Annotated in this window: 6 protein-coding genes; all 6 read left to right on the forward strand. The window is 29.3% G+C overall.

Translation table 11 applies throughout. The annotated features are described in order from the left end of the window. Positions 1-638: TaqI-like C-terminal specificity domain-containing protein (locus JG780_RS10265; RefSeq protein WP_287570535.1), on the forward strand; the 638-nt coding region annotated here is incomplete at its 5' end. Then, on the forward strand, positions 635-1,405 hold the full coding sequence (locus JG780_RS10270) for a TIGR02391 family protein (RefSeq protein ID WP_287570537.1): 771 nt from the start codon (positions 635-637) through the stop codon (positions 1,403-1,405). The genes JG780_RS10265 and JG780_RS10270, both read left to right, overlap by 4 nt. 112 nt (positions 1,406-1,517) lie before the next feature. Next, positions 1,518-1,856: a hypothetical protein gene (locus JG780_RS10275; protein WP_287570538.1), complete on the forward strand. Its 339-nt coding sequence runs from the start codon at positions 1,518-1,520 to the stop codon at positions 1,854-1,856. A gap of 405 nt (positions 1,857-2,261) precedes the next feature. Beyond that, positions 2,262-5,276 carry a KAP family P-loop NTPase fold protein gene (locus JG780_RS10280; protein WP_287570540.1) on the forward strand — a complete coding sequence of 1,005 codons (3,015 nt, stop codon included), beginning with the start codon at positions 2,262-2,264 and terminating at the stop codon, positions 5,274-5,276. A gap of 141 nt (positions 5,277-5,417) precedes the next feature. After that, a complete protein-coding gene (locus JG780_RS10285; protein WP_287570542.1) occupies positions 5,418-5,633 on the forward strand; it encodes a hypothetical protein in 216 nt (71 codons plus the stop codon). A gap of 2 nt (positions 5,634-5,635) precedes the next feature. Next, the coding region (locus tag JG780_RS10290) for a hypothetical protein (protein WP_287570543.1) at positions 5,636-5,920 on the forward strand (285 nt) is incomplete at its 3' end.

The raw sequence follows: 5,920 nt of genomic DNA on the forward strand, positions 1-5,920 counted from the left end.
TATTTATTCCTTGGCATTTTCCATTGCACGAAGATACAACTATTCAGGGTGCAAGTAAAAAAGCAGAAACTGAATTTGAAAAACTTTATCCAACTGTTTTTAATCATTTATCCCAATTTAAAGAATCTTTAAAAAATCGAAATAAAGCTGAAACAGGTATACGTTACGAATGGTATGCTTTGCAAAGAGCTGCTACCACCTACTTACGAGAGCTTGAGAAAGAGAAGGTGGTGTGGGGTAATATTTCATATGATTCAGAATTTTGTTTTGTCGATAAGGGTATCTATATTAATGCTCCTTCGAACTTTATCATTTCTAAGAATACATCAATCAAATATTTGCTTGCTAATATGAATTCATCATTATTTAATTGGCTCTTTAAACAAGTAGGAATATTTCTAGGGCATGCTTTTGAATGGAAAAAACAATATGTAGAGCAAGTTAAAATTCCCCCAATCACTTCATCCAATCAATCCATCGTCCAGCAGATTGAAGAGTTGGTAGATAAAATCCTTTCCACCAAAAAGGAGAATCCTCTTACGGATACTAGCCAATGGGAGCAGGAGATAGATAGACTGGTGTATTCGTTATATGATTTAACAGAGGAAGAAATAAAAATAGTAGAGGGAAAAACATGAATTATCGTCTAATTGCCATTCAAGTAGGTGATTTATTGAAAAATGTTACTACAGTCACTTGTATTAATCAAGTGGCGCGATCAGTATTTAATTTTAGTTGCGAAGCATTCCCAAACAAATCAATTACTTCCAAAAGTGCACAACTTATACATGATTGGATTCTTTCTCTTGCAAAACAAGAAATGAACAATGTAGAACGCAACAAAGAGTTGTTAGAGTTTGTTGATCTAATTATTCCGGAATTTCCGAGATTGTATTATAATGAAAGAATAAATAGAAAAATATATTATAAAGAAAAAATAAATGAAATACTCAAAAAAGCTGGCTTAGATATTAAATCCGAAACTGAATCCAATAAAGATTTTTATGATAGGAACTTCCATGAGGAAATACATAAACATTGCTCTAAATTGTATGCTCAAGGAAATTACTTTCACGCTGTTTTTGAAGCTGCTAAAGTTTATAATAAGAAAGTACATGAAAAAGCCCAAAGCAATGATGATGGTGAGAAATTAATGATGGAAGCGTGGAATCCAAATGGTGTTTTGAAAATAACTGCTTGCAAAACTAAAACGGATAAAAACGTGCAAGAGGGAATAAAATTTCTTTCTGCTGGTCTTATGCAGGCATTGAGAAATCCAACTGCTCATGAACCAGCTCTTGATTGGCCAATTTCAAAGGAAGATTGCTTGGATTTATTAAGTTTTATATCCTATTTGTTACGTCAACTAGATAAAGCTGCTTATTACAAAAATGACAATATTTGAACATTCAGGAAACTCAGAAAAATAGAAAAATTCAAAGAATTCGAATGCCAGATTGGCCAAATTGTTTATTAGATCTATGTTTTGACAAAGGAATAGGTTAAGGTGATAGAAAATGGAAAATGATTTATTCGGAAATAAGATAGTAAAACCAGATTTAGAACTCAATATTTACGCTGATGAAGCAATGAATAGAAAATGTCCATATACAGGCGAGAATTGGCATTATAGGTGCTTAATCTTTGAAAGATTAGATAGAAGACTCCTTGATGATCTCGTTAATGTAAGATACAAAAATGATTCTATTAAATCATCTACATATTATAGTAAAAATAACAAAATCTTACATTGGACCAATCTTGGTTCAGCTGACGAAAAAAACATCTGCAAAAGATGGTTTGATTATGTATTAGATCCACGAAAAAGCGACAAAAAATTTTATAACTATACTTAGAGATCATCAATTAAAAAAGAATTATTAAATTTATTAGTCCCACTTTTAGCCGCTTTGATGGATGATCCATATGAAAAACTACATAAGAGCCAGTACAAATATGCTAATAGAATCAGAATACGTTTTTTTCCAAAAGAGAAAAGAAAGCTATTTGATAATAACCGAGAGAATAACCAGTTTTACATAAGCAGAAAACTCAAATTTATTGAGGATGAATCTATGCAAAAATAGTTATTAGAGTATAATAATGTAATTAAAAATATCATTGCCACCACTAAGTTCCAAATCTATAAAAAGGTGTTCGTTGCGAGAATTGTTTCCCAGGCAGATAATAGCTGAGGGCGAAGAGAAATAACCCAAATGGTATAATGGTTGTATGTCCTGTGAGAGGAGGAGATGATTTGATTGAAAAAAAACAAAAATGGAGATAATATTCGGGAAAAAATAAATTATATCGCTGACAAAGCAATTGATTTAACTAAAGACGATATTTTAGGCACAAATATTTATGTTGATACAATTGAAAAAATAATTGAAAACTACCCTACCCCTTGTACTATTGGATTATTTGGTTCCTGGGGTTCAGGAAAGACTTCAATAGTAAAAACTCTAAAAGAAAAGGTAAATAATAAAAAAAATACCAGACTTAAAGTTTCTATATATGACGCATGGAAATATAGTAATGATGACTTTAGAAGAACTTTTATATTAGAATTAAAAAGGTCTTATGGCCTCAAAACAAACAAAGAAGAAGAAATATTTTACAAGGATAAGGTCGAAGACATAAAAATTAAACCAAAAATAGATCTTTACTTTTTTCTTTTCTTTACAATAATCTCTATAATTTCCATTTTTTCTGGTTATCTCTTTTGGGGATCAGGATTTTTTCTAACCTTAATAGGTTCATTCAGTTTGGGTACATTATTTTCTTTTGTTTTTTCAATATTAAGACAGGGCGTTATATATTATAAGACAAGCTTAGTAACTTCAAAATTATTTGCTCCGGAGCAATTTGAAGAGAAGTTCAAAGAAACTATTGAGGAAATTAAGAATAAAGAAAAAATCGACCAGGTTATTATAGTTATTGACAATATTGATAGATGCCATAAAGAACAAATTTTAGAAATATTATTAAGCGTTAAAAATTTTCTTGAGATACCAGATGTGATTTTTATCATACCAATTGATGATGACGGTCTCAGAAGTTATCTTAAAATGCCCGTAGCTGAAGCAAATGAGTTTATTAGAAAAATATTCAATACAGCTATTTACCTTAAAAATTATACTAGCAACGAACTATATGATTACGGTCTGAAACTTTGTGAAAAATATAAAATAGAATTCCCTAAAAAGGAAAACGTAATATCCTTAATTACTCAAGAGTTTTCCAAAAATCCCAGGAAGATTATTCAATTTTTGAACAACTTTCAATCAGAATTTAATCTTGTGAAAAAGCAAGAAGAGAGAGGTTTAATTCCCAAAGGTTCTGTAACCCAAAATATTGAAATGTTCACAAAGGTACTCATTATTCGTGAAGAATACCCGGAGCTGTATAGTAAATTAATTGACGACAAATTATTTTTAAGTGAAATTACAAATTTTGTAAAAAAAGCAAAATTTATTGAAAATGAGAAAGAAAGTAGCTTAAACTTTAACGGTTTTACAATAACAATAGATTTATACAGATTCCTTTTAAGAACATCTAATATTATACTCGAGGATATTAACCTTTTAGAGCCTTTTTTTCTTTTGAAAGATTCCTTTAGAGACATTCCTGATGACGTTTATCTTGAGGTAATTGCCCATGATTGGGAAACCTTAAAAGAAAGGATAGGCAAAAAAGAGTTATCTTTAGAAAAATTAATCAATTTTATTGATAAAGTTGCTGATGAAGAAGTAATTAGAGAGCAACGCTATGATACTAGTGGATATAATTTAGCTTCATTGATTTTTAAAATAATAAAAGACGAAAACGCAAATTTACCAAAACCATTGCCTAAAAATATATTAGCTACTCTTGAAAGAGAAGAAATCTGGACCAATACATTTAATTTTGACACTGAGTCATTGCTAACTTCTCTAAAATGGTTAAAAGAAACTCACAATTTCAAGTTAGATCATCTCATAAAACAGATTAATTCAATAGAAAAACCAGATAATAAACATTTAGATTTAATAAAAATTTATATTGACACCTTTGATAGGGATGATCTTGAAAAAATAAAAACAAAATTTTCTGAAATACTAACCGCTAATTTTAGCTTTTACAATAAATTCCAAACTGAACTTGAGTCTGAAAAAACAAGATATTTATTAGATGAAAATTTCATTAATAGTATTATTCCAACTTTAGTTGAAAATTATAACCAAAACTTTGGAAAAGAAAAGATTGAGATTTTAAAATTCCTCTTATCACATCAGCTTTTAACAGAAAGAACCATAAAAGAATTATTTACAAAAATAATCCAAAATGTAGGGAATTTCAATCAATACAGAGATTTTGATTTATATTCTTTTTGGGTAGAACATTCTGCTGATTTTACTAAAATTGTGGATATTGAAAATTTCAATAAAATTAAACAAGCTTTAATTTCCTCACTTAAGAATAACTATAATATTATCTTTCAATATTACAATTCGCAACATCTCTTTAGTGAACCATATATTAAAGCATATAAAGCTTTAATAAAATTTATAAGCGAACTCTTCTTGAAATTTGAAAAAGTTGAAAACAGCGATTCAGTGCTAGAAGATTTGGCGACCAAGTTAAACAATTTCTTCAATTATAAAACCAACGTTGAAATAGCAAATTTCATTAATGAAGATATATTACAAAAAAGAATAGTTCCGCATACTAACCAAACCGTATTTTTACCAAAACTTATTGAAAATTTTATTCAAGAAAGTAATGATAAAATAAAAGATAATTTATTACTCACAATCAAAATGTTAATAACCAAAAAGGGTTTGGATTTTTCTAAACATCAATCAAAAATTATGGAGCTAGTTAAACATCTTTATAAAATTAAACATTCTAAGACAGAAAATCTATTAAAAGATATGGCAAGTAATTCAGACCTAATTCCAATAATCATTGAGCAATTTTTAGACTTCAATTTAGAACAACTCAATATGTATTTAGATTTAACAAAAATATTGCTAGAAAAAACGGAAATGCCTGATCAAATAAAGGACCGTATATTTCATCTAATTAAAGAAGGTTTGGCAAGCAGTAATGATCAGGAAATTATAAGTAGTATAAATACATTGTTCGAAATAAAAGATGAATTTATACCTCTCTTAGATAAAAATGATTCAAAATTAATTGAAGGATTATTAAATAAGATTTCTCAACCCTTGAAAGACGAAATTCAAAAAAAGAAAAATGATTTAGTAAAAATTTTAGAGAAAAGTGTATGAAAAATTATTTTCATTGGTCTTATTAGTATTTGGTGCAAAAAACATCACTAGTACCCAAAAAATATTTTTACCAGATTTTTCCAAACATTACTACTTCAAAAAAATTGGTAGGTCAGGCTATCTAATCAATACGTTGAGATTATGCCCATCTCCCCTATCACTCCATACAAACTATCATTAGTTCAGCAAATAGAGGTTTTAGTAGATCAAATTCTTGCTATAACTAAAGATGAGGATTATTTTGAAAATCCTGTGAAACAAGAAAAAGTTAAAGAATATGAATGCCGTATTGACCAGATGGTTTACAAACTTTATGATTTAACCGAAAGCGACATAAAAATTGTGAAAGGATCCTAATTATGAGTATAAGATTTCTTATCAATGAAAACGGCTCGCCCTTTGAAGTGTCAGAATTGCGAACAATACGCGCAGAGCTTGATGCCTTGGATGATGCTGGGCGGTTGGAATACCGCAATAATAATACTTCCGAAATCGCGCAGCACTATTCTGCCAAATTTTTAATTGTCTCTGGTCCTGGTACCGGCAAGAGCCACTTATTTCTACAGAAAATTGATAATTGGTACCATAAAGACCTGAATGCTAAAGTCGTTGTAACAAGCTTTGTGAGGAAACTAGTGGTAGAT

Source organism: Thermosipho sp. (in: thermotogales) (genome assembly GCF_020054775.1).
Lineage (GTDB): Bacteria > Thermotogota > Thermotogae > Thermotogales > Fervidobacteriaceae > Thermosipho > Thermosipho africanus.